At 73.1% G+C, this 21,836-nt stretch carries 25 protein-coding genes; 13 read left to right on the forward strand and 12 right to left on the reverse strand.

Annotated features, from left to right (window positions below):
• Positions 1 to 107: 107 nt before the first annotated feature.
• The 5 genes from QZ433_RS00170 to QZ433_RS00190 all read right to left on the reverse strand — a co-directional run bounded on the left by QZ433_RS00170 (position 108) and on the right by QZ433_RS00190 (position 4,262).
• Positions 108 to 674: a ribonuclease H gene (locus QZ433_RS00170; protein ID WP_295779446.1), complete on the reverse strand. Its 567-nt coding sequence runs from the start codon at positions 672 to 674 to the stop codon at positions 108 to 110.
• Positions 675 to 770: 96 nt separating this feature from the next.
• The gene (gene gnd, locus QZ433_RS00175; protein WP_295779447.1) at positions 771 to 1,832 is read right to left on the reverse strand and encodes a phosphogluconate dehydrogenase (NAD(+)-dependent, decarboxylating); all 1,062 of its coding nucleotides are present in this window, start codon (positions 1,830 to 1,832) and stop codon (positions 771 to 773) included.
• 81 nt (positions 1,833 to 1,913) lie between these two features.
• Complete coding sequence (locus QZ433_RS00180; RefSeq protein WP_295779448.1) at positions 1,914 to 2,432, reverse strand: bifunctional nuclease family protein; 519 nt, start codon at positions 2,430 to 2,432, stop codon at positions 1,914 to 1,916.
• 49 nt (positions 2,433 to 2,481) lie between these two features.
• Positions 2,482 to 3,102, reverse strand: a complete 621-nt coding sequence (locus QZ433_RS00185; protein ID WP_270354179.1) for a response regulator transcription factor — start codon at positions 3,100 to 3,102, stop codon at positions 2,482 to 2,484.
• The gene (locus QZ433_RS00190) at positions 3,099 to 4,262 is read right to left on the reverse strand and encodes a sensor histidine kinase (protein WP_295779449.1); all 1,164 of its coding nucleotides are present in this window, start codon (positions 4,260 to 4,262) and stop codon (positions 3,099 to 3,101) included. The genes QZ433_RS00185 and QZ433_RS00190 overlap by 4 nt, the downstream gene beginning before the upstream one ends.
• Before the next feature lie 146 nt (positions 4,263 to 4,408).
• On the opposite strand from QZ433_RS00190, the gene QZ433_RS00195 reads away from it, so the two are divergent.
• A complete protein-coding gene (locus QZ433_RS00195; RefSeq protein WP_295779450.1) occupies positions 4,409 to 5,470 on the forward strand; it encodes an ABC transporter permease in 1,062 nt (353 codons plus the stop codon).
• Positions 5,467 to 6,162, forward strand: coding sequence for an ABC transporter ATP-binding protein (locus QZ433_RS00200; RefSeq protein ID WP_295779451.1), 696 nt, complete (start codon positions 5,467 to 5,469; stop codon positions 6,160 to 6,162). Before QZ433_RS00195 ends, QZ433_RS00200 begins: the two co-directional genes overlap by 4 nt.
• On the opposite strand, the gene QZ433_RS00205 is transcribed toward QZ433_RS00200, so the two are convergent.
• Positions 6,143 to 6,505: a hypothetical protein gene (locus tag QZ433_RS00205; RefSeq protein ID WP_295779452.1), complete on the reverse strand. Its 363-nt coding sequence runs from the start codon at positions 6,503 to 6,505 to the stop codon at positions 6,143 to 6,145. The two genes, QZ433_RS00200 and QZ433_RS00205, sit on opposite strands and share 20 nt — an antisense overlap.
• Positions 6,506 to 6,735: 230 nt before the next feature.
• Between QZ433_RS00205 and QZ433_RS00210 the strand changes: the two genes are divergently transcribed.
• Together QZ433_RS00210 and QZ433_RS00215 are read left to right on the forward strand one after the other, a co-directional pair.
• Positions 6,736 to 7,017, forward strand: a complete 282-nt coding sequence (locus QZ433_RS00210) for a metal-sensitive transcriptional regulator (protein WP_295779453.1) — start codon at positions 6,736 to 6,738, stop codon at positions 7,015 to 7,017.
• A gap of 12 nt (positions 7,018 to 7,029) precedes the next feature.
• Positions 7,030 to 7,365: a heavy metal-associated domain-containing protein gene (locus QZ433_RS00215; protein ID WP_295779454.1), complete on the forward strand. Its 336-nt coding sequence runs from the start codon at positions 7,030 to 7,032 to the stop codon at positions 7,363 to 7,365.
• Between the two features lie 16 nt (positions 7,366 to 7,381).
• On the opposite strand, the gene QZ433_RS00220 is transcribed toward QZ433_RS00215, so the two are convergent.
• Together QZ433_RS00220 and QZ433_RS00225 are read right to left on the reverse strand one after the other, a co-directional pair.
• Positions 7,382 to 7,654 (reverse strand): hypothetical protein, encoded by a 273-nt coding sequence (locus tag QZ433_RS00220; RefSeq protein ID WP_295779455.1) that lies wholly within the window; start codon positions 7,652 to 7,654, stop codon positions 7,382 to 7,384.
• A gap of 104 nt (positions 7,655 to 7,758) precedes the next feature.
• The gene (locus QZ433_RS00225; RefSeq protein WP_295779456.1) at positions 7,759 to 8,304 is read right to left on the reverse strand and encodes a helix-turn-helix transcriptional regulator; all 546 of its coding nucleotides are present in this window, start codon (positions 8,302 to 8,304) and stop codon (positions 7,759 to 7,761) included.
• 157 nt (positions 8,305 to 8,461) lie between these two features.
• Between QZ433_RS00225 and QZ433_RS00230 the strand changes: the two genes are divergently transcribed.
• From QZ433_RS00230 to cydC, 4 genes are read left to right on the forward strand one after another with little or no spacing between them, the layout of a single operon-like run.
• Positions 8,462 to 9,901 (forward strand): cytochrome ubiquinol oxidase subunit I, encoded by a 1,440-nt coding sequence (locus QZ433_RS00230; protein ID WP_295779457.1) that lies wholly within the window; start codon positions 8,462 to 8,464, stop codon positions 9,899 to 9,901.
• A gap of 9 nt (positions 9,902 to 9,910) precedes the next feature.
• Positions 9,911 to 10,942 (forward strand): cytochrome d ubiquinol oxidase subunit II, encoded by a 1,032-nt coding sequence (cydB, locus tag QZ433_RS00235; RefSeq protein ID WP_295779458.1) that lies wholly within the window; start codon positions 9,911 to 9,913, stop codon positions 10,940 to 10,942.
• A gap of 10 nt (positions 10,943 to 10,952) precedes the next feature.
• Positions 10,953 to 12,716 (forward strand): thiol reductant ABC exporter subunit CydD, encoded by a 1,764-nt coding sequence (gene cydD, locus QZ433_RS00240; protein WP_295779459.1) that lies wholly within the window; start codon positions 10,953 to 10,955, stop codon positions 12,714 to 12,716.
• Positions 12,713 to 14,395, forward strand: coding sequence for a thiol reductant ABC exporter subunit CydC (cydC, locus tag QZ433_RS00245; RefSeq protein ID WP_295779460.1), 1,683 nt, complete (start codon positions 12,713 to 12,715; stop codon positions 14,393 to 14,395). The genes cydD and cydC overlap by 4 nt, the downstream gene beginning before the upstream one ends.
• Before the next feature lie 137 nt (positions 14,396 to 14,532).
• Here the strand turns inward: cydC and QZ433_RS00250 are convergent, their stop codons facing one another.
• The 4 genes from QZ433_RS00250 to QZ433_RS00265 all read right to left on the reverse strand — a co-directional run bounded on the left by QZ433_RS00250 (position 14,533) and on the right by QZ433_RS00265 (position 17,853).
• Positions 14,533 to 15,660, reverse strand: a complete 1,128-nt coding sequence (locus tag QZ433_RS00250) for an ABC transporter ATP-binding protein (protein WP_295779461.1) — start codon at positions 15,658 to 15,660, stop codon at positions 14,533 to 14,535.
• The gene (gene modB / locus QZ433_RS00255; protein ID WP_295779462.1) at positions 15,657 to 16,433 is read right to left on the reverse strand and encodes a molybdate ABC transporter permease subunit; all 777 of its coding nucleotides are present in this window, start codon (positions 16,431 to 16,433) and stop codon (positions 15,657 to 15,659) included. Before modB ends, QZ433_RS00250 begins: the two co-directional genes overlap by 4 nt.
• Complete coding sequence (gene modA, locus QZ433_RS00260; RefSeq protein WP_295779463.1) at positions 16,430 to 17,191, reverse strand: molybdate ABC transporter substrate-binding protein; 762 nt, start codon at positions 17,189 to 17,191, stop codon at positions 16,430 to 16,432. The genes modB and modA overlap by 4 nt, the downstream gene beginning before the upstream one ends.
• A 266-nt stretch (positions 17,192 to 17,457) precedes the next feature.
• Positions 17,458 to 17,853, reverse strand: a complete 396-nt coding sequence (locus QZ433_RS00265; RefSeq protein ID WP_295779464.1) for a TOBE domain-containing protein — start codon at positions 17,851 to 17,853, stop codon at positions 17,458 to 17,460.
• Between the two features lie 86 nt (positions 17,854 to 17,939).
• On the opposite strand from QZ433_RS00265, the gene moaA reads away from it, so the two are divergent.
• The 5 genes from moaA to QZ433_RS00290 are packed head-to-tail and all read left to right on the forward strand — an operon-like array spanning position 17,940 to position 21,829.
• Positions 17,940 to 19,109 carry a GTP 3',8-cyclase MoaA gene (gene moaA, locus QZ433_RS00270; protein WP_295779465.1) on the forward strand — a complete coding sequence of 390 codons (1,170 nt, stop codon included), beginning with the start codon at positions 17,940 to 17,942 and terminating at the stop codon, positions 19,107 to 19,109.
• Positions 19,106 to 19,882 carry a HesA/MoeB/ThiF family protein gene (locus QZ433_RS00275; protein ID WP_295779466.1) on the forward strand — a complete coding sequence of 259 codons (777 nt, stop codon included), beginning with the start codon at positions 19,106 to 19,108 and terminating at the stop codon, positions 19,880 to 19,882. Before moaA ends, QZ433_RS00275 begins: the two co-directional genes overlap by 4 nt.
• Entirely contained in the window at positions 19,879 to 21,108 is a 1,230-nt protein-coding gene (glp, locus tag QZ433_RS00280) for a gephyrin-like molybdotransferase Glp (RefSeq protein WP_295779467.1), read from the forward strand. Before QZ433_RS00275 ends, glp begins: the two co-directional genes overlap by 4 nt.
• Complete coding sequence (moaC, locus tag QZ433_RS00285) at positions 21,105 to 21,596, forward strand: cyclic pyranopterin monophosphate synthase MoaC (protein ID WP_295779468.1); 492 nt, start codon at positions 21,105 to 21,107, stop codon at positions 21,594 to 21,596. Before glp ends, moaC begins: the two co-directional genes overlap by 4 nt.
• Positions 21,593 to 21,829 (forward strand): MoaD/ThiS family protein, encoded by a 237-nt coding sequence (locus QZ433_RS00290; protein WP_295779469.1) that lies wholly within the window; start codon positions 21,593 to 21,595, stop codon positions 21,827 to 21,829. Before moaC ends, QZ433_RS00290 begins: the two co-directional genes overlap by 4 nt.
• Positions 21,830 to 21,836 lie beyond the last annotated feature (7 nt).

The following is a 21,836-nucleotide window of genomic DNA, read 5'->3' on the forward strand; positions in this document are numbered from 1 at the left end:
CTCGCCGACACGATGCGCCGCACGCTCGACGACGAACGCGAACGCGGGCTGAACCGCCCCCGACGAGCGGGACTCACCCCCGCCGAAGAGGCGCAGGTCCTGGGCGTTTAGCGCCCGTTGCGGTCGGCCGCCGAACGGGGAGGCGGCGACGAGACCTCGAGCGGGTCGAGGCCGCGCAGCGACGTCCAGATGAGCTCCTCGCCCTTCGCAGCGTGCTGCGACGCACGCACGGCGCGCTCATCGGCCCACGAGTTCAGAACGTGGCCCGAGTGCCCGCGGACGTGCTCGAGCTCGACGTCGGGCAGCCCCACCGCCCGTCGAGCGTCGCGCGCGGCGATCAACGCCTCGAGGATGCCCTGGTTGGCGACCGGCTTCTTCGCGCTCGTCACCCAGCCGCGACGACGGTGGCCGTCCATCCACTTCGCGTACGTGTCGATGGCGTACTTCGAGTCCGCCTGCACGACCAGATGCCGCACATCCGCGTGGTCGGTGATCGCGTACAGCAGCCCGAGCAGTTCGCCGATGTTGTTGGTCCCCTCGGGGATCGACCCCGCGGCCCAGTGCCCGTCCTCGCCGACCCAGGCCCATCCCGCGGGGCCGGGGTTGCCCTTGCAGGCGCCGTCGGTGGCGACGACGTAGCGGTCGGAGGACGCGGGCGATTCGGTACTGCTCATCCCTCTAGTCTCCCCCGGCGGGCCGCGCACGAGAGACGACGCCCCCGCCGACGGTGCGAACGACCGGCGGCGGGGGCGAGGGCGGGGGTGACGACGTCAGTCGCGACCGCTCTCGGCCTTCTTCTGACCGGCCTCGAGCACGTCACCGGCGGGCAGCTCCTGGTGCCCGCCGAACTGCAGGCGCATCGCCGAGAGCACCTGGTTGGCGAAATGGTCCTCGCCGCGCGAGGCGAAGCGTTCGAACAGCGACGCGGCCAGCACGGGCACCGGCACGCCGGTGTCGACGGCGGCCTTGACCGTCCAGCGCCCCTCGCCCGAGTCCGAGACGCGGCCGGCGAGGCCGTCGAGCGTGGGGTTCAGCGACAGAGCGGCGGCGGTGAGGTCGAGCAGCCACGACGAGATCACCGACCCGCGACGCCACAGCTCGGTCACGCGCGCCGTGTCGATGTCGAACCGGTAGAACTCCGGCTCTTCGAGCGGGGCGACCTCGGCCGAGTGCTCGCCCTGGTGCAGCCCCGCGTCGGCGTTGTTCAGCACGTTCAGCCCCTCGGCGAGCGCGGCCATGATGCCGTACTCGATGCCGTTGTGCACCATCTTCACGAAGTGCCCGGCACCGGAGGGACCGCAGTGCAGGTAGCCCTGCTCCTCGGTGGTGTACTCGCCCTCGCGGCCGGGGGTGCGCTCGACCTCGCCCGGCCCCGGGGCGATCGTGCGCAGGACCGGCTCGATGTGGGCGACCGCCTCGTCGTGCCCGCCGACCATCAGGCAGTAACCGCGTTCTAGGCCGAAGACGCCGCCGCTGGTTCCCACGTCGACATAATGGATGCCGCTGTCGTCGAGCTTCTTCGCCCGGCGGACGTCGTCACGGTAGTTCGAGTTGCCGCCGTCGATGATGATGTCGCCCGGCTCGAGCACCTCGGCGACCTGATCGACGACCTTCCCGGTGAGACCCGCGGGAATCATGAGCCAGACGGCGCGGGGCTTCTGCAGCTTCGCGGCCAGGTCGGCGACGCTGGTCGCACCCGTCGCCCCCTCGGCGACGAGAGCGGCGACGGCATCCTGATTCACGTCGAAGACGACGCAGTCGTGACCGTCCCTCATCAACCGGCGCACGATGTTGGCGCCCATCCGTCCGAGTCCGACCATGGCGAGTTGCATCAGTTCCCCGTTCGTCGTGGGTGACGGCCGCGGCGCGCGGCCCCCTGGCGAGTCTAGAAGCGCGCGCGACGCGGCGGTCCGTCAGCCCTGGAAGTCGTCCGGATCGACGTCGTCGAGGAAGCGCCGGAACTCCGCCATCCGCTCCTCGTCGCCGCGGGCGGCGTCCGGGTCGTCGCCGTCGAGCTCGACCGCGTCGCGGGGAACGCCCGCCTCGGCGAACACCGTCTCGGCGACCCACAGCGGAGCGTCCACACGTGCCCCGAGGGCGATCGCGTCCGAGGGTCGCGCATCGAAGGTGCGCGGCCCCGCGGGCGTGTCGAGCACCACCCGCGCGTGGAAGGTCCCCTCGTCGAGGTGGGTGATCTCGACCCGGGACACGGATGCCGACAGCTCACCGAGCATCGCCGTCATCAGGTCGTGCGCGAGGGGGCGGGGGCTGCCCGTGCCCTCGATCGCGACGAGGATCGACATCGCCTCCTGCGGCCCGATCCAGACGGGGAGGACGCGTTCCCCGTCGGCGAGGGGGTCGAGGGGCGTGAGCAGGATGACGTGCTGCTGGGCCGGGTCGAGGGCCACGCCGACCACTCGCACCCGGATCATCCCCCCATCGTACGGGCGGCTCCGCGGCGGTCGAGCGCCGTCGGCGGCATCAGCGCAGGATGCCGAGCCCCCGCGCGCTCGCGACCGCGGCGGTGCGCGAGGTCACCCCGAGCTTCGAGAACACGTGCGCGAGATGCGACTTCACCGTGGCGTCCGTGATGTGCAGACGGGCCGCGACCTCGGCGTTGGAGGCCCCGCGCGACACGAGCTGGAGCACCTCGATCTCGCGCACGGACAGCGTGACGCGCGGTTCGCGCAAGCGGGCGAGCAGTCGCCCCGCGATGGCCGGTGCCAGGGCGCTCTGCCCGGCCGCCGCCGCACGCACACCCGCGAGCAGCTCGTCGGGAGGGGCGTCTTTCAGCAGGTAGCCGCTGGCACCCGCTTCGACGGCTCCCAGGATGTCGCCGTCGGTGTCGTAGTTCGTCAGCACCAGCACGTAGGGCGGCGCCGCGAGCGCGCGGACGCGCCGGGTCGCCTCGGTTCCCGACGCGCGATCACCGAACTGCAGGTCCATGAGCACCAGCTCGGGCGCGTGGGTCTCAGCCAGGGCGACGGCCTCGTCGGGGGTGGCCGCCTCGCCCACCACGACGATGTCGTCCTCGGCGTCGAGCAGCGCCCGCACCCCCGCGCGCACGACCGGGTGGTCGTCGGCGATCACCACCCGGATCACGACGGCCCCACCGGCAGGGTCACCGTGACGACCGTCCCGCGTCCCGGGGCGCTGTCGACGTCGAGCCGCCCCTCGAGCTGATCCACGCGTTCGCGCATCGCGCGCAGGCCGAAGGAATCCGTCGCCGAGGCCGAACCCTCGAGGTCCGCCGGGTCGAAGCCCGTGCCGTCGTCGGCGATCCGCAGCCGCACCGCCCGCTCGCTCCGGGTCAGACGGATGTCGACCCGGTCCGCGTGCGCGTGCTGCGCGACGTTCGCGAGCGCTCCCTGGGCGATGCGCAGCAGCGCCGTCTGCGCGTCCATCGGCAGGACCACGTCGTCGTCGATGACGACATCGACGTCCACGCCCCCGCTCGTGGCGCGCTCCGCGGCGAGGCGCGAAAGGGCGGAGCCCAGGCCGCTGTCCAGGCTCGGCGGGGCGAGCTCGCGGATGAAGCGCCGCGTCTCGGCCAGCCCGTCCGCCGCCGTCCGGCGCGCGAGTCGCACGTACTCGAGACCGGGGCCGTCGGCATCCGCCCGCTCCGCCGCGTGCAACAGCATCTGGATGCTGGACAGTCCCTGCGCGACGGTGTCGTGGATCTCGCGCGCCAGGCGGGACCGCTCGGCCAGAACGCCCTGCTCGCGCTCCGCCGCGGCCAGGCGATCGCGGGTGGCGATGAGCTCGGCCATGAGGGCCTCGCGCTCCGCGGCGCGTCGCTCGAGTGCGGAGTAGCCCAGGCCGATCAGCAGAGCGACGCCGGCGCCCACGATGGGCCCCACGACTCCCCCGACGGTCACACCGCCGTGCATCGCGAAGGCGACGATCGTCACCGCGGTGGTCGCGACCACGGCGATCGGGCCCGCGGCCGCAGGGAGCACGTGCAGGTACAGGAAGAACAGGGGGAAGACGAGGTACGCCGCCTCGGGTACCAGCCACACCAGCGACGCCCAGAGCAGGGTCAGCACAGAGAGCCACGCCGCGGCGAGCAGGCGGCTCCGGCTCCGCGCGACGGAGATCCCGCACAGGTAGACGAGCCCCAGCACGCCGCTGAGGACGAGGGCGACCGGCGAGCCGTCGGTGAGCAGGACGCGCACGACGACCAGCGCCAGCAGTCCGCCGAACAGCACGTGCAGGCCCAGGCGCAGGCCCGCGAAGACGGGGGCGAGGGTGCGGTGCGGCATGTCGTCCTCCACAGTACGGATGCCACGACCCCGGCGGATCATCCGAAAGGTGGAGACCGGGTTCGTCCCTTGCCCCGATGCCCCGGCGCGGGCTCCCGACGACGCTGGAGGGGTGCCGGTGAGATCCGCCGGCGGAAGGAGGCGACGTGTACGTCGCATGGCGCGATCTGCGGTTCGCCCGCGGGCGGTTCGCCCTCATCGGGGCGGTCGTCGCCCTCATCACCCTGCTCGTGGGGTTCCTCTCGGGCCTGACCGGCGGCCTGGCCGCGCAGAACGTCTCGGCCGTCCTCGCCCTCCCGGGCGACCGGCTGGTGCTCCACCCCGTCGGCGACGCCGCCGCGACGTTCGCGGACTCGGCGATCGCCGACGACACGATCGCGGCCTGGCGGACGGCACCGGGGGTCGACGCGGTCACCTCCGTGGGCATCGTGCAGACCCGCGCCGAGGGCCCGGACGGCTCGGGCGGAGTGGCCCTGTTCGGCCTCGATCCCGGGACGACGTTCCCCGCCCCGACGCGCGACGGCGACGTCGACCTGTCCTCGGGCGCGGCCGCGGCGCTGGGAGCGACCGCGGGCGACGAGGTGACGATCGCCGGGCAGAGCTTCCGCGTCGCCGCCGTCGACGGCGACCTGTCCTACAGCCACACGCCGGTGGTGTCGATGACCTCGGCGGCGTGGAAGGCGCTCGACCAGCGGCTCGGCGGGACGGGGACGGCGACCGTCCTCGCGGTCGACGGCACCCCCGCGTGGGACGAGGTCGCCGCGCGCACGGGGACCGTGGCATCCGCTCCCCTGTCGAGCCTGACCGCCCTGCCGACGTTCCGGTCCGAGATCGGTTCGCTCGCGCTGATGATCGCGATGCTCTTCGGCGTCTCGGCGCTCGTCGTCGGCGCGTTCTTCACGGTGTGGACGATGCAGCGCGCGGCGGACGTCGCCGTGCTCAAGGCGCTCGGCGCGAGCACTCCCGCCCTCGTGCGCGATGCGATCGGTCAGGCGCTCGTCGTGCTCGTCGTCGGCGTGGGCGTCGGCATCGGTGCGACCACCGCGCTCGGCGCGCTCGCGGGCAGCGCCCTGCCCTTCCTGCTGAGCCCGCTGACCACCCTCGCCCCCGCGCTCGCCCTGATCGTCCTCGGCCTCGCCGGGGCCGCGGTGTCGCTGCGCATCGTCACCTCGTCCGACCCTCTCACCGCCCTGGGGAGCACCCGATGATCCTTCTCGACGACGTCACCCTGACCTACCCGGACGGGGATGCCCGCGTCACCGCCGTCGACCACGTCACCCTCGAGGGGCGCCCCGGCGTCCTGACCGGAATCACCGGTCCCTCGGGATCGGGGAAGTCGAGCCTGCTCGCGGTGGCCGCGACGCTCGTGCGACCCGACTCCGGACGCGTGGTCGTCGCCGGGACCGAGACGACCGGACTCAGCCGCGCCGAGGCCACCCGGCTGCGTCGCGAGAGCCTGGGCATCGTCTTCCAGCAGCCGCAACTGCTCCCCGCCCTGACGGCACGGGAGCAGCTGCGCGTGATGGCGGAACTCGGTGGTCGAGGCGGGCGGGAGCGCCGTGCGGCCGTCCGTTCCCGGGTGGAGGAGCTGTTGGATGCCGTGGGCCTCGCCGGCCTCGGCGACCGACGACCGGCGCAGCTGTCGGGCGGTCAGCGTCAGCGCGTGGCGATCGCGCGAGCTCTCGTGCACGACCCGCGCGTGCTGCTGGTCGACGAGCCCACGAGCGCCCTGGACACCGCCCGTGGCACCGAGATCATGGCGCTGATCGCGCGACTGACCCGCGAGCGCGGGACCGCGACGCTGCTGGTCACGCACGACCTGGTGCACCGCGACGCCCTCGACGAGATCGTCGAGGTGGTCGACGGGCGGGCCTCGGTGCTCACCACCCGTACGCGTTGAACCACTCGCGACGCTGATCGGCCTCGGCGCGCGACTCGTCCCCTCGCCACGAGTCGTGCGCCGACAGCGTGCCGTTGTCGTCGAGCGTCACGAACGCCCAGCACACCGGGCAGACCGCGCGTCCGTTCGGGAAACCGTCCGGCAGCGTCGGGGCCGCAACGGCAGGCGTGCCCGCTCCCGCGCACGCCGGCGGGTCGGCCTGCAGGTCGCTCCACAGCAGCCGTCCGCCGGTGCGGTGGTGCAGGCCGCGGTGACCGTCCTCACGCGTGCAGATCTCGCCGTTTCGTCGGCTGAGACACAGTCTCCGGGCGGCGCCCGGCAGGTGCGCCAGTGTTCGCGTCATCCTTCGATTCTCGCCGCTGCGAACGCAACGGGGGCAGGTGCGGAATGCGCACGGGGCGGTGTGGTCCGGTGGGGAAGGGTTCGGTGGTCATCGCCGACCACCACCGGTACGACGAAAGAGCATGTCGACCTCCTGATGGTTCGACGATCGGTCATGGAACGCCGCGAGCCGAGGGGGTTGACACCCCGGCAGACGGTGCTACGCATACCCCATGGGGGTATGCTGAGAGCATGCACGGTTACGAAGGCCACAAGGCGGACCTCCTCAAGCGTCTCCGCCGCGCCGAGGGTCAGGTGCGCGGTATCGCCCGCATGGTCGACGACGACCAGTACTGCATCGACATCCTCACGCAGGTGTCCGCCGTGACGAAAGCGCTCGAGAACGTCGCCCTCTCCCTGCTCGACGACCACCTCTCCCACTGCGTCGCCGAAGCGGCCGCACAGGGCGGTCCCGTCGCCGAGGAGAAGTTGAAAGAAGCCAACCAGGCCATCGCGCGCCTGGTGCGATCCTGAAGGAGCTCCCCGATGACCGAACAGCGCACCGACCTGGGCCTCACGGCATCCACACCCCCGCGCGGGGGATGCGGCGACGCCTGCGGATGCGGCCACGGCGGTGCCGCCGCCGCGACATCGGACGCCCCCGACGCCTCGACGACCCAGGAGCTGCGCGTCGACGGGATGACGTGCGCCCACTGCGTGCGCGCCGTCACCGACGAGCTGAACGCGGTCCCGGGCGTGCGGGTGGTGGACGTCGACCTGCGCGCGGGAGAAACCTCCCTCGTGCGCGTCTCGTCCACGGGTGTTGCGACCCCCGACGACCTCGCGGCCGCCATCGACGAGGCCGGTTACACGCTGGCGTGAGGGGACGTCGGGACTGTCACGACGTCCGGCGAACGAGCACGTCCACCGCGGCGTGGAAGGTGACGTGCTGCGACACCTCGACCGCACGGTCGTAACGCGTCCCCCCGAGGGCGACGAAGACGGAGCCGACGACCTCGACGTAACCGACGATCGCACCGTCGTGCGCGACCTCGTACAGATCGAGGTCGATGCGCGTCCAGGGGATCGCGGAGAAAGCCGGGACGAGGGCGGGCGTGGGGACGACCTCGCCGGTCCGCTTCGAGCCCCGACGGCTCAGAGGTGCTTCCATGACCATGTGAGAACTCCTTCGGTCGACGGGGTTCTTTCACAGTGCGACGTCATCCGATGAACACCGCCGGGGTTGACGCGGCGATCCTTCGGCGGTAGCGGGGCTCAGACCCCGGACCGCGCGGGGCGGCCCCGGCGCGGGCGATCCTCCGACAGATCGAAGGGCGAGACGCCGACGACGATCCGTTCGACCTCGTCGAGCCAGCGCAGGTCTGCTTCGAGACGCGCGCGGCGCGCGGCGTGCACGATCGCGAGGGAGACGGCATCCGCCTCGTCCTCCACCGACGACGCCAGTGCGAGCTGCACGGCCTTCCTCTGCTCGGACAGGATGCCGTCGACGTCGGCGCCGGGCAGGGTCACCGCGAGTGCGATCTTGAGGGCGACCTCGTCGCGCCCCTCGGCGAGCGAGGCGGTCGAGAGCCAGTCGCGGGCGGCAGCTCGACCGGCCGCCGTGGGACGCCACAGCATGCGCGCCTCGTCGTCGAGACCCGCGCCCTCGACGAGCCCGTCTCGCTCGAGGCGCTCGAGGGTCGTGTAGACCTGCCCGATGTTGACGCGAGCACCCGTGCGCCGCTCGTACTCGGCACGTAGCTGGGAGCCGTAGCACGCGCCGCGATCGAGGATCGCGAGCAGGCTCTGACGCACCGACATGCGACCTCCGGACCGGTGTGACGAAAAGGACTTCCTCGGTAAGCCCCAGGGTAGACGGCGCAGGTGACTCGACGGCGAATCATCGACCGGCGGCGGTTCGCGACCCCGGCGTAGCATGTGGTCTGACCACATAATCCGGTTCGATCGGAGGCTCCCGATGGAGTGGCTCGACCCCCTCGCCCTCGCCCGCTGGCAGTTCGGGTTGACGACGCTTTACCACTTCCTCTTCGTGCCGCTCACCCTCGGCATGTCGCTGATCGTGGCGATCTTCCAGACCACCTGGTACCGCACCGGTGACGTGCGCTGGCTCCACCTCACCCGCTTCTTCGGCAAGATCTTCCTCATCAACTTCGCCATGGGCGTGGTGACGGGCATCGTGCAGGAGTTCCAGTTCGGCATGACCTGGTCGGCGTACTCCCGCTTCGTCGGAGACGTCTTCGGCGCGCCCCTGGCGTTCGAGGGGCTGCTCGCCTTCTTCCTCGAGGCGACCTTCATCGGCCTGTGGATCTTCGGCTGGGACAAGCTGCCGCGCCTCGCCCACCTCGCGAGCATCTGGATGGCCTCGATCGGCGCGACCCTCTCGGCCTACTTCATCATCGCCGCGAACGCCTTCATGCAGAACCCCGTGGGCTACCAGATGTCGGCGGACGGCAACCGCGCCGAGCTCGTGGACTTCTGGGCCATGCTGACCAATCCCGTGGCGCTGGCCGCCTTCCCGCACACCATCTTCGCGGGCTGGATGTTCGCCGCCATGGTCGTCGTCGCCGTCTCGGCCTGGCACATGGCGCGCGGGCGCAACACCGACATGATGCGCAAGACCCTGCGCTTCGGCCTGTGGTCGACGCTGGTGTCGTTCATCCTCGTCGCCGTCGTCGGCGACCAGCTCAGCCTGGTGATGGTCGCGACCCAGCCGATGAAGATGGCCGCCGCCGAGGCGACGTTCAACACCGTCTGCGGTCAGGACGCGTCGTTCTCGATCTTCACCCTCGGCACTCCCGACGGCACGAGCGAGCTGTTCAGCATCCGCGTCCCGTTCCTGCTCAGCATCCTGTCGACCCACTCGCTCGACGGCTGCGTCGAGGGCATCAACGACCTCAACACGCTCTACAGCCAGCAGATGTTCCCGCAGTTCGCCGACCAGGTCGACGGCAACTTCGCCCCGGTCCTCTGGGTCACCTACTGGGCCTTCCGCTGGATGATCGCCCTCGGCGGCATCGCCGCCCTGGTCAGCGTCGCGGGCCTGTGGGTCACGCGCAAGAAGGCCACCCGCCCCGTCGCGCCGTGGATGTGGCGCGTGGCGATCTGGGCCGCTCCCCTGCCCATGCTCGCGAGCCTGGTCGGGTGGGTCTTCACCGAGATGGGCCGACAGCCCTGGATCGTCTTCGGCCTCATGCTCACCGAGGACGGCGTCTCGCCGAGCGTCCCGGGGTGGAGCGTGCTGATCTCGCTGGTCGCCTTCACCCTCGTCTACCTGAGCCTGGCCGTCGTCGAGTTCGGTCTGATCGTGAAGTTCGCGCAGAAGGGCCCCGACCCCCTGCCGGACCCGGACGCCGAACACGACGACTCCATCGAGAACACCCCCACGACGGTCTACTAGGAGCTCATCATGGATCTCGCGCAACTGTGGTTCTGGATCGTCGCCTTCCTGTTCGTCGGATACTTCGTCCTCGACGGGTTCGACTTCGGGGTCGGCATGTCCCTCCCCTTCCTCGGCAAGGACGACATCGCCCGCCGGCAGATCATCAACACCATCGGTCCCGTCTGGGACCTGAACGAGACATGGGTGATCGTGGCGGGAGCAGCGCTGTTCGCCTCGTTCCCCGAGTGGTACGCGACCCTCTTCAGCGGCTTCTACCTGCCGCTGCTCGCGATCCTGCTCGCGCTCATCGCCCGCGGGGTGTCGTTCGAGTACCGCCACCAGCGCGACTCGCTGCGCTGGAAGCGCTCGTTCGACCGGATGATCGTCGGCGGATCCGCGGTCCCCGCGTTCCTGTGGGGCGTGGCGTTCGCGAACATCGTGCAGGGCGTGCCCCTGGATGCCGACCACGAATACGCCGGCACGGTCCTGACGCTGCTCAACCCGTACGGCATCCTCGGGGGCCTCACGACCCTCACGCTGTTCTTCACCCACGGCGTGTACTTCGTCGCGCTGAAGACCGACGGACAGGTCCGCGCCGACGCACGGCGTCTGGCCGCCCGGTCGGGGGTCGTGACGATCGCCCTGGCCGCGCTGTTCCTCGGCTGGACGATCGTGAACGCCGCGAACGCGCAGGCGCCCCTGCTGCTCGGCGTCGTCGCCCTGGCCGGTGTCGCGGCCCTGACCCTGATCGGGTCGTGGGTGGCCAACCTGCGCGATCGCGAGGGTACGGCCTTCGCCCTGGGTGCGGTCACCATCGTCGCGGCGGTCGCCTCGCTGTTCTTCGCCCTGTTCCCGAACGTCATGCCCTCGACACTGGCGGGCGGCGCGAGCCTGACCATCGACAATGCCTCGAGCACCGACTACACGCTCACGATCATGAGCTGGGCGGCGCTGATCTTCCTGCCGCTGATCCTCGCCTACCAGGGGTGGACCTACTGGGTGTTCCGCAAGCGCGTCACCCGGGCGCGCATCGAGAAGGCCGCGCTCGTCGCGCACTGAGGCCCGCGCCATGAAGCCCGTCGACCCCCGACTGCTGCGGTACGCCACCGCCTCGCGCGGCTTCTTCGCCGTGACCGCGGCGATCGTGCTCGCGCAAGCGGGCGTGATCGTCGGGTTCGCGTGGACGCTCACGACCGCGCTGGTCGGCGCCATCGAGGGCCGGCCGGTCGGCGAGCTCTGGGGATACGTGGGGGCGGCGGCATCCTTCGCCCTCCTGCGGGGACTGCTGATCGCCGCCTCGGAACGGGCGTCGGCGCGCGGAGCGGCCTCGGCGTCGCGCCAGCTGCGCGAGGCCCTGGTGGCGGCCGTCGCGCGCCTGGGCCCGCGGTGGCTCGGCGCGCGCAACGCCGCCACGCTCGCCGTGACCGCTGGGCACGGCCTCGACGCGCTGGACGCGTATTTCGGCCGCTACCTCCCGCAACTGGTGGCCACGGCCGTCACGATGCCGATCCTCATCGCCGCGATGACGCTCGCTGATCCGCTGTCGGGCCTGACGGTGGTGCTGACGATCCCGCTCATCCCGCTGTTCATGGTGCTCATCGGCCTGGCCACGCGGGGCGTGCAGCAGAAGCAGTACGCCACGCTCGCCCGTCTCGCCGCCCGCTTCGCCGACACCATCGACGGGCTCGGCACGCTCACGGCCTTCGGACGCCAGCACCGCGCGGCCGACTCGATCGAGACCGTGACGCGGGACTACAAGCGCGAGACGATGACGGTACTGCGCGTGTCGTTCCTGTCGGGCTTCGCGCTGGAGTTCCTGGCATCCATCTCGGTCGCGATCATCGCGGTCACGATCGGGTTCCGCCTGCTCGCCGGAGATCTGTCGCTGCTGGTCGGGCTGTTCGTGCTGCTGCTCGCGCCCGAGGCCTACCTGCCGCTGCGACAGGTGGGGGTGCAGTTCCACGCCGTGTCCGAGGGCGTGGCCGCGACACAGCAGATCTTCGACACGCTCGACGCGGCGCGTTCGCAGGAGGCTCCGGATGCCGCCGTGCCGGCACGCGGGTCGCGCCTGACGCTCGACGGCATGCGGGTGCACCGCGGAGGGCACGCCCTGCCGCCGGTGTCACTGTCGGTCGCACCGGGCGAGATCGTCTGGGTGACCGGTCCGAGCGGAGCGGGGAAGTCGTCACTGATCGCCGCGGTCCTGGGGTTCGCGGAGTACGACGGGACCGTGCGGCTCGACGGGGTCGCGGTCGTGCACGTGCGCGACGCGGTCGCCTGGGCGGGGCAGCGTCCCGGGCTCATCGCGGGCACGGTGGCCGAGAACGTCGCCCTGGGCGTCGCGCCCGACCCCGACGGCGTCGCCGCGGCGCTGGCCGACGCCGGTGCCGCATCGCTCGACCCTGCGACGCCGCTCGGTGCGTCCGGCACGGGGCTCTCAGGCGGCGAGGCGCAGCGCGTCGCGGTCGCGCGCGCCCTGTACCGCGCCCGGACGACGCCGGCGGCGATCCTCGTGCTCGACGAGCCCTCGAGCGCCCTGGATGCCACGACCGAAGCGCACCTGTGGAGCACCCTGCGCCGCGAGGCCGACGCGGGCCGTGCGGTGCTGCTGGTGTCGCACCGTCGCTCGGCCGACGCGATCGCCGACCGCGTGGTCGCCCTGACGGCGGGGGCCCCCGCGCCCGTCGAGGTCCCCGCACCCCGCGAGGCATCCGGGCCCCGCGAGGCCCCTGAACCCCGCGAGGCCCCCGCACCCCGCGCGGCCCCTGAGCCCGTCGAAGGGACCGGGGACGCCGAAGGGCGCCGCCCCCTCGCCCGCGGGGTGCGCGCGTGAACGCCCGGGTGCGCGGCATCCTGCGCTCCGCCCTTCCGTCGCGGCGGCGTTTCACCCCGGCGTTGCTCGCCGGGTTCGGCACCGCGGCGAGCGCGGTCGCCCTGCTGGCGGCGAGTGCGTGGCTCATCGCGCGGGCGGCCGAACAGCCCCTGGTGATGTACCTGTCGATGGCCGTGGTCGGCGTGCGCGCCTTCGCGTTGTCGCGGGGGGTGTTCCGGTATCTGGAGCGCCTGAGCGGACACGACGCCGCGCTGCACCAGCTCGCGGGGGTGCGCGCCGATCTGGTGCGCGACCTCGTGCCCCTGGCGCCCGACGGCCTCGCGCGATCGAGCCGGGGCGGCCTGCTCTCAAGCGTCGTCGACGACGTCGAGGAGCTGCAGAACCTTCCGCTGCGCGTCGTGCTCCCCGTCGTGACGGCCGCGTCAACGGCGGTGGCGGCCGTGATCTTCACGGCCCTGATCTCGTGGTCCGCCGCGCTCGTGCTGCTGGCCTGCCTGGTCGCGGCGTTCGCCGCCGCCGTCGCCCTCGGCTGGGCGGCCGGTGCGCGCGCGGAGCGCTCGCTCGCGCCGCTTCGCGCCGCCGTCGCCGACGCGGTGCACGACCTGCTGACGAACCTCGATGTGCTCACCGCCTACGGAGCCGTCGATGCCGCCCGCGAACGCGTCCGCCGTGCCGATGCGGCGCTGCGCCGCGCCGTCGTCCGCCGGGGCGGGGCGCAGGGCCTGACCTCGGGCGCCGTCTCGACCCTCGCCGGCCTCGCCTCGCTCGGAGCCCTGTGGGTCGCCGCTCCGGCCGTGACGGGCGGGACCCTGTCGGGACCCGGTCTGGCCGTGGTCGTGCTGCTGCCGATGGCGGTGTTCGAGGTGTTCGGCCCGGTGCCGCTGGCCCTCGCGTCGTGGCGGCAGGTGCGCGCGGCGGCGGAGCGGATCGCGGATGCCGTGCCGGCGACCGTCCCCGACGGCCTGCCCCGCGACGAGCCGGCGGCGACCGGTCACGCTCCGGTACTGGGTGCGGGGATCGAGCTGCGCGGGGTCGGTGCGCACTGGCCGGCCCGCTCCGACGGCGACGGCGACGCCGGGCGGCTCGTCGACGTGGACCTGCGTGTCGCTCCCGGCGAGCGCGTACTGGTCACCGGTCCGAGCGGCGCGGGCAAGACGACCCTGGCGCACGTGCTGGTGCGTTTCCTCGACTACGACGGATCGTTCCGCGTCGGCGGGATCGAGGTGCGAGACATCGCGGGCGACGACCTGCGCGACACGATCGGGCTGATCGAGCAGTCGCCGTACCTCTTCGACGAGTCGATCCGGCAGAACCTGCTGTTCGCCCGCGACACCGCGACCGACGCCGACCTGTGGTCCGTGCTGTCGCGCGTGGGCCTGGACGACTGGGCGCGCGAGCGCGGCGGCCTCGACGCGCGCGTGGGCGACCGGGGCGGTCTCGTCTCGGGCGGACAGGCGCAGCGCCTCGCCCTCGCGCGGGCCCTGCTGCGCGGGTTCCCGGTGCTCGTGCTCGACGAGCCGACCGCGGGGGTGGACCCCGCGGCATCCGATGCCCTGCTCGCCGACCTGCTCGGCGCCGTTGCGGACGACCAGGCGGTGGTGCTCGTGTCGCACGTCGAGGTGCCGGTGGGACTGGTCGACCGCGAGGTGCGGATGGAGGGCGGTCGCGTCGTGGCGTGACCGGTGCTCGTCCGCGCGCGTGCGGGGCTCGACCTTCCATCGAGCGTCCGTAACACCCGGACGTTCTCGCGACGCGTCCGGGTGTTCCGGACACTCGATGCCCGGGGCGTGGGCGGGAGCGGGCGTGGAAGGGGGGATCAGGATGCCGGGACGAAGCGCACCCGATCCGGCGGGACCGACAGGTGCACCACGTCGCCGGCGCGCAGCGCCGCGGCCTCGACCAGCGACACCTCGGCGACGGTGACGTCCGTGACCACGCGCACCCCGGCCGGGGTGGGCTCGAGGTGCGACACCGTCGCCGGCGTCCCCCGCCCGAGGCGCACGTCGACCGCGCGGAACACCGCCGCCAGCGCCCGGCCGTCCACCGCCGCGAGCGTGCGCGACGCGGCATCCGTCGACTCCAGCCGCAGACCCCCGCGCACCCACCCGCCGTCGCGCGCGGCGCCGACGAGACGTTCCAGCCCGGCGATCTTCGCCGCCACCTCGGTCGCCGGCGCCGACAGCACCTCGCGCACCGCACCGGCCTGGGTCACGCGCCCTCGCTCGACGATCAGCAGGCGGTCGGCGAGGGCGGCGGCATCCACCGCGTCATGCGTCACCGCGACCGTCGTCACCCCCGCGAGGCGTTCCCGCAGCATCGCCCGGATCTCGGATGCCGTGACCGCGTCGAGGGCGACGAGGGGCTCGTCCAACAGCACGACCTCGGGCTCCGCGGCGAGCGCCCGCGCGACGGCGACACGCTGCTGCTCGCCTCCCGACAGCTGCGCGGGGCGGCGGTCCCCCGCGCCCGGAAGCCCCACGCGCGCGAGCCACTCGTCGGCGGCGGAGCGGGCGACGGATGCCGTCACCCCGGCAGCCCGCGGACCGAAGGCGACGTTCTCGCGCGCGGTGAGGTGCGGGAACAACCGCGCCTGCTGCCTCAGCAGCACGACGCCCCGCTGCATCGGCGCCGTCCGCCGACGCGGCGCGCGATCGAGAAGGCGCCCGCCGACCGCGATCTCACCCTCGTCGAGCGCGGTCAGTCCCGCGAGCGCGTCGAGCAATGTCGACTTGCCCGCTCCGCTGCGGCCCATCACGGCGACGGTCTCGCCGGCGGCCACGTCCAGGGTGATGTCCACGACGAAGTCGCGTCGACGCACGACCACGCGGGCGTTCAGGGTGCCGGCGGCGGTCGCCCCCGCGCTCGCGCGGTGCGGCGGGTCGACCCCGGCTCCTTCGGCGCCGCGCCGGCCGCGGGCGGGCCGCGCGGCATCCGGGGCCGTCATCGCCCGACCCCCGGACGCCACCCGCGCACCAGCAGCAGCACCGCGATCGCCGTCACGAGCAGCAGCAGCGCCAGCGCCACCGCGGTGCCCTGCGACACGCCGGCGCCGTTGAAGGCCGTGTAGATCGCCAGCGGCATCGTCTGCGTGACGCCCGGGCGGTTGCCCGCGAACAGCGCCGTCGCCCCGAACTCCCCGATCGCCCGCGCGAAGCACAGCACCACCCCCGCGACGATTCCGGGCGCCGCAAGGGGCAGGGTGACCCGACGCAGGATGGTGGCGCGCGAGGCCCCGAGCGAGGCCGCGGTGCGTTCGAAGGCGACACCCGTGCTGCGCAGAGCGCCCTCGACGGCGAGCACCAGGAACGGCAGCGCCACGAAGACCTGCGCCAGCACGACCGCCGGGGTCGTGAACGGCAGGCCCAGCCCCGCGAGCGGTCCGCTGCGTCCGAAGAGGTACAGCAGCGCCACGCCCCCGACCATCGGCGGCAGCACGAGAGGCACCGTCACCAGGGCACGCAGCACCGCCGCGGTCCGATCGGCGCTGCGCGCGATGAGAAGGGCGAGCGGGATGCCGATCACCCCGCAGATCACGGTGGCCACCGCCCCGGTGCCCAGCGACAGCGCGAGCGCCGACAGCGCCGCGGGAGAGGTGATGTCGCTCAGCAGCGTCGCCCCCTGCACCCGGGCGACGAGCGCCGTGAGGGGAACGAGCAGGAAGAGCAGCCCGATCCCCGCCGGGACGACGAGCCAGCGCGGAACGAAGCCGCCGGTCATGGGGCGCGGAAGCCGGCGTCGGCGAGGATCCGCTGCCCGGCGTCCGAGAAGACGAACTCCACGAACGCCGCCGCCGCCGGCGGGTTCGGCGCATCGGTGAGCGAGGCGATCGGGTAGCGGTTGACCACGGCGTCCGCTCCCGCGGGCACGATCGCCTCGACGTCGTCGCGACCGACCACGTCGGTGGCGTAGACGAGTCCGGCGTCGGCCTCGCCCGCGGCGACCTTGGTGAGGACGGCCGTGACGTTCTGCTCGGAGCTGGCCGGGGTGACAGCGACCCCGGCGTTCGACAGCAGCGTCCGCGAGGCGGCCCCGCACGGCACCTCGGGGGCGCACAGGACCGTGGTCACGCGGGAGAGGTCGGCGAGGGTCTCGACCCCTGCGGGGTTGCCCGTCGGTACCGCGATCACGAGGGTGTTGCCCGCGAAGACCTGCGGCTCGGGGGCCTGGTCGACGACCTTGGCCATGTTCTTCTCGTCGGCCGAGGCGAAGACGTCGGCGGGGGCACCCTCGGCGATCTGCGTCGCGAGGGTGCTCGACCCGTCGTACACGGGGCTCACCGTCACGCCGGGGTGGTCGGCCTCGAACGCCCGCGCGATCTCGTCGAACGAGCGCTGCAGCGACGCGGCGGCGTACACCTCGACCGTTCCCGAGAGGCCATCGTCGGAGGCCGCCGGCGGGGCGGGCTGGGCGGCGCAGCCCGCGAGAGCGGCGACGGCCGCGGCGAGCAGGGCGGCGGAGCGCAGAGAGCGACGCATGAGGGGTCCTTTCGGCGGCACCCGGTGGCCCGCGGCATCCATTCTTCCGCATTTGCGGACCCTTGAGGGCTTCGCGTCCGCTTCCGCGTCTCCCTGCCGTCGCCGCCCGCTCCCCGTCGGCGCCGGCGCTGTGCCGAACTCCGGAGAAATCCGCCGAACTCGCCCCCGCCGGCCCCGATCCACCCCCATCACGCCCGAATCTACGGAGTTCGGCACGCCGAGCCGCCCCCGCTTCCGCCGCCCGGGACGCGAGCCCCGCCCCGCGGTCAGCCGCGTGGCGTCTCGACCGTGACGACGGTCGCCTTGACCGAGGCGACGGCCAGCGAACCGGGCTCGAGGCCGAGCTCGTCGGCTGCCTCGGCCGACATCAGCGACACCACGCGATGAGGGCCGCACTGCAGATCGACCTGCGCCATCACCCCGTCGACGCGCACGCGCGTGACGATCCCGACGAAGCGGTTGCGCGCGCTCGAGGCGATCCCGGTGGGGTCGGCGGGTTCGTCGGCCAGAGCGACGGCCCGCTCGGCCAGGGCCACGCCGGGGATCTCGACCGGCGTCGCGCCCGTCGTCGGCAGCAGCCCCTGCTCGATCCAGCGCCGGACGGTGTCGTCGCTGACGCCGAGAAGACCCGCGGCCTGCGCGATGCGGAACGTGGTGGCCATGTCTCGACCGTACCCGGGGGCGGTTCTCAGGACGACTGCTCAGCCCGCGCCGCCCCGGGCCGGTCCGGCTGACCTAGGCTCGACCCATGACCACCGAGCACGCGAGCGCGACGCGAGGGCCGGTGGCCGTGTCGCTCGGCGCGACCGTGACGGCATCCGGAGCGACGATCCTGCCCTCGACCGGGGCCCCGGCATCGCGCACCGCGACCCGGCCCGAGAGCGACGCCCCCCGCGCGGGCGGCCTGCAGGACCGCTTCGGCCGCGTCGCCACCGACCTACGCGTGTCGGTGATCGACAAGTGCAACCTGCGCTGCACGTACTGCATGCCGGCGGACGGGATGCCGTGGCTGCCGCAGACGCAGCTGATGAGCGCCGAGGAGATCCGCCGCATCGTGCGGGTGGCCGTGCACTCCCTCGGCGCCGAAGAGCTGCGCATCACCGGCGGCGAGCCGCTCGTGCGCAAGGACCTCGAGCACATCATCGCCGCCATCCGCGCCGACAACCCCGACCTGCCGATCTCGATGACGACCAACGCGGTCGGTCTCGACGCGCGCGCCCAAGCCCTCAAGGACGCCGGTCTCACGCGCCTGAACGTGTCGCTGGACACCCTGCACCCCGAGACGTTCGCCGAGCTCACGCGCCGCCCTCACCTCGACAAGGTGCTCGCGGGCCTCGAGGCCGCGCGCGCGGCCGGACTCGGCCCGATCAAGATCAACGCGGTGCTGCTGCGCGGCGTCAACGACACCGAGATCGTCTCGCTCGTCGACTGGGCGGTCACGCACGGCTTCGAGATGCGCTTCATCGAGGACATGCCGCTCGACGGCGACCGGTCCTGGACCGAGGGGGCCGTCATCCCGGCGCGCGACATCCGCGCCGAGATCGAGACGGCGTTCTCGCTCGCCCCCGACCCGCGCGGTCGCGGCGCCGCCCCCGCCGAGCGCTGGGAGGTGCGACGCCCCGGCGAGACGGCCGTGGCCGGACACGTCGGCATCATCTCGTCGGTGACCGAGCCGTTCTGCGCCGCGTGCACGCGCACCCGGGTGACCGCCGACGGGCGCATCCGCTCGTGCCTGTTCTCGCACGAAGAGACCGACCTGCTCACGGCCCTGCGCGACGGAGCCGACGACGAGGGTCTCGCGCAGATCTGGCGGGATGCCATGTGGGCCAAGCCCCGCGCCCACGGCTCCGACCGGGTGGGACTGGCCCGCGCCGACTTCGTCCAGCCGCAGCGCACGATGAGCGCGATCGGCGGATGAGACCGCTCGTCGAGCCGGTGGCATCCCTCGCCCCCGAAGAACTCATCCGCACAGCCCGCCACGCCGTCCTCGCCGCGATCGGCGAAGAGGGACAGCGCCGCCTCGCCGCCGCGCGCATCGCGGTGATCGGCGCCGGAGGACTCGGCTCCCCCGTGCTGCTCGCCCTCGCCGCCGCCGGGGTGGGCGAGCTCGTCGTGATCGACGACGACGTGGTCGAGCGCACCAACCTGCAGCGCCAGCTGGCGCACCGAGTCGACGACATCGGCACCGCGAAGACCGCCTCCGCCGCGCGCGCCGTGCAGGCGCTCTCTCCGCTCACGGTGGTGCAGGAACGAACGCTGCGGCTGACCTCCGACAACGCCGTCGACCTGCTCGCCGGGGCGCACCTCGTCATCGACGGCAGCGACACCTTCGACACCCGCGAGGCCGTCGCCGCCGCGGCGGAGCACCTCGGCATCCCCCTCGTCTGGGGAGCCGTTCAGGAGTGGGCCGCGCAGGTCACCGTGTTCTGGTCGGCGCCGCCCGAGGGGCACGCGCCCGTCGTGCTGGGCGACCTGTTCCCCCCGGGGTCGGCCGGCGAACCACCCACCTGCGCACAGGTCGGCGTGCTGGGATCCCTGTGCGTCCAGGTGGGTGGACTGCTCGCGACCGAGGCGATCAAACTCGTCACCGGCGCGGGAGAACCGCTGCTCGGACGCCTGATCGTCGTCGACGCGCTGCGTGCCCGACAGGACGTCATCCCCCTGATCCCCTCCGGAAGGACCCCCGCGTGAGCGAGCTGCTGACCGTCGAGGAGCACCGCGCGAGCGTCCTCGACGCCGTGACGCCCCTCCCCGTCGAGACCGTGCGGCTCGCGGACGCGGCCGGACGCACGCTCGCCGCCCCCGTGCGCGCCGCGCACGATGCGCCCGGCTTCGACAACTCCTCAATGGACGGGTTCGCGGTGCGCTTCGCCGACGTCGAGGGGGCGGATGCCGACAACCCCGTCGCCCTGCGCGTCGTCGCGGACCTGCCGGCCGGTTCGTCCGACGACCCGTCGTTCGGCGCGGGCGAGGCGGTGCGCATCATGACGGGCGCGCCCGTGCCCACCGACGCCGACGCGATCGTCCCGTTCGAGGACACCGCGGGGGGCCTCGCCGACTCGCTCGGCACCGTCGAGGTGCGGCGTGCACCCGCGGCATCCGGAGCCTTCATCCGCCGCCGCGGGGGCGACACCCGCACGGGCGATGTCGTGTTGTCGGCGGGTGAGCGTCTGGGGCCGTTCGCGCTGGCGGCGGCCGCCGCGGCGGGCGTGTCCCAGCTCGAGGTGCGCCGGCGACCACGGGTCGCCGTCGTGTCGACCGGCAGTGAACTCGTGCCGCCGGGCGTCGCACCGGGACGCGGCCAGATCCCCGACTCGAACTCGACACTGCTGGCGGGGTTGGTCGCCGGTGCTGACGCCGACGTCACCGTCGTCTCGTCGCTGCAGGACGAGGCGAGCGCGATCCACGCCCTGCTCGCGCACGCCGCCGACGTCGACGTCGACGTCGTCATCTTCAGCGGGGGCGTGAGCGCCGGAGCCTACGAGCCCGTGCGCCAGGCCCTGTCGGAGCGCATCGCGTTCGAAAAGGTCGCGATGCAGCCCGGCAAACCGCAGGCCTTCGGCGCCCTCGACGACGGGCGGCTCGTCTTCGGCCTCCCCGGCAACCCGGTCAGCGTCGCGGTGTCGTTCGAGGTGTTCGTCCGGCCCGCGCTACTGGCGCTCCAGGGGCGCGCGGTCATCGATCGGCCCATCGCCCGCCTCACGGCATCCGAGGACTGGACGACGCCGCCCGGCCGCCGCCAGTACCTCCCCGCCGCGATCGATCTCGTCGCGGGCACCGTCCGCCCCGCCACCGCCGGCGGATCGGGCTCGCACCTCGCGGCATCCCTCGCCCGCGCCGAGGCGTTCGCGATCGTGCCCGCCGAGGTGTCCACCGTGTCGGCGGGCGACGCCCTCGATGTCATGCTGATTCCATGACCTTCACCCACCTGGATGCCGCGGGCCACGCCCGCATGGTCGACGTCACCCTCAAGCAGCCCACCGTCCGCACCGCCACCGCGCGCGGCTTCGTGCGCTGCGCGCCCGAGGTGGTCGCGGCCCTGCGCGACGGCACCGCCCCGAAGGGCGATGTGCTGGCGGTCGCGCGGATCGCCGGGATCCAGGCCGCCAAGGCGACGCCCGCCCTGCTGCCGCTCGCCCACGTCATCGGGGTGCACCGCGCCGCGGTCGATCTGGAGATCACCGACGCGGGCGTCGAGATCGAGGCCACCGTGGGCACGGCCGACCGCACGGGCGTCGAGATGGAGGCGCTCACGAGCGTGTCGGTCGCGGCGCTCGCGATCGTCGACATGGTGAAGGGCTTGGACAAGGGCACCTTCATCGAGAACGTGCGGATCGTGTCGAAGACCGGCGGCAAGTCGGGCGACTGGGCGCGTCCGGGCGAGCCCGAGGGCGTGTCCGCGTGAGCGTGCGCGTCCGCTACTTCGCCGCCGCCGCCGACGCCGCGGGGACGGATGCCGAGGACCGGGCCGAGACGACGCTGACGGCGCTGCGCGCCGGGATCGTCCGCGACCACGGCGCGCTCGGCGGCATCCTGGACCGCTGCGCCGTGCTCGTCGACGGCACGCGCCGCGACGACGACGCCGCACTGGACGACGTCACGCACGTCGACGTGCTGCCGCCCTTCGCGGGCGGCTGACCCGAGG

Origin of the sequence: uncultured Microbacterium sp., from assembly GCF_913776565.1 — a bacterium.
Taxonomy (GTDB): domain Bacteria; phylum Actinomycetota; class Actinomycetes; order Actinomycetales; family Microbacteriaceae; genus Microbacterium.

Excerpts from the sequence above, each read along its gene's own strand:
- QZ433_RS00275 (WP_295779466.1), top strand. The coding sequence starts at position 19,106 with ATGAGACCGCTCGTCGAGCCGGTGGCATCCCTCGCCCCCGAAGAACTC.
- moaA (WP_295779465.1), top strand. The coding sequence starts at position 17,940 with ATGACCACCGAGCACGCGAGCGCGACGCGAGGGCCGGTGGCCGTGTCG.
- QZ433_RS00265 (WP_295779464.1), bottom strand. The coding sequence starts at position 17,853 with ATGGCCACCACGTTCCGCATCGCGCAGGCCGCGGGTCTTCTCGGCGTC.
- QZ433_RS00215 (WP_295779454.1), top strand. The coding sequence starts at position 7,030 with ATGACCGAACAGCGCACCGACCTGGGCCTCACGGCATCCACACCCCCG.
- QZ433_RS00200 (WP_295779451.1), top strand. The coding sequence starts at position 5,467 with ATGATCCTTCTCGACGACGTCACCCTGACCTACCCGGACGGGGATGCC.
- moaC (WP_295779468.1), top strand. The coding sequence starts at position 21,105 with ATGACCTTCACCCACCTGGATGCCGCGGGCCACGCCCGCATGGTCGAC.
- cydB (WP_295779458.1), top strand. The coding sequence starts at position 9,911 with ATGGATCTCGCGCAACTGTGGTTCTGGATCGTCGCCTTCCTGTTCGTC.
- QZ433_RS00170 (WP_295779446.1), bottom strand. The coding sequence starts at position 674 with ATGAGCAGTACCGAATCGCCCGCGTCCTCCGACCGCTACGTCGTCGCC.
- QZ433_RS00190 (WP_295779449.1), bottom strand. The coding sequence starts at position 4,262 with ATGCCGCACCGCACCCTCGCCCCCGTCTTCGCGGGCCTGCGCCTGGGC.
- modB (WP_295779462.1), bottom strand. The coding sequence starts at position 16,433 with ATGACCGGCGGCTTCGTTCCGCGCTGGCTCGTCGTCCCGGCGGGGATC.
- QZ433_RS00230 (WP_295779457.1), top strand. The coding sequence starts at position 8,462 with ATGGAGTGGCTCGACCCCCTCGCCCTCGCCCGCTGGCAGTTCGGGTTG.
- cydD (WP_295779459.1), top strand. The coding sequence starts at position 10,953 with ATGAAGCCCGTCGACCCCCGACTGCTGCGGTACGCCACCGCCTCGCGC.
- QZ433_RS00220 (WP_295779455.1), bottom strand. The coding sequence starts at position 7,654 with ATGGAAGCACCTCTGAGCCGTCGGGGCTCGAAGCGGACCGGCGAGGTC.
- QZ433_RS00225 (WP_295779456.1), bottom strand. The coding sequence starts at position 8,304 with ATGTCGGTGCGTCAGAGCCTGCTCGCGATCCTCGATCGCGGCGCGTGC.
- QZ433_RS00180 (WP_295779448.1), bottom strand. The coding sequence starts at position 2,432 with ATGATCCGGGTGCGAGTGGTCGGCGTGGCCCTCGACCCGGCCCAGCAG.
- QZ433_RS00210 (WP_295779453.1), top strand. The coding sequence starts at position 6,736 with ATGCACGGTTACGAAGGCCACAAGGCGGACCTCCTCAAGCGTCTCCGC.
- QZ433_RS00205 (WP_295779452.1), bottom strand. The coding sequence starts at position 6,505 with ATGACGCGAACACTGGCGCACCTGCCGGGCGCCGCCCGGAGACTGTGT.
- QZ433_RS00250 (WP_295779461.1), bottom strand. The coding sequence starts at position 15,660 with ATGACGGCCCCGGATGCCGCGCGGCCCGCCCGCGGCCGGCGCGGCGCC.
- gnd (WP_295779447.1), bottom strand. The coding sequence starts at position 1,832 with ATGCAACTCGCCATGGTCGGACTCGGACGGATGGGCGCCAACATCGTG.
- modA (WP_295779463.1), bottom strand. The coding sequence starts at position 17,191 with ATGCGTCGCTCTCTGCGCTCCGCCGCCCTGCTCGCCGCGGCCGTCGCC.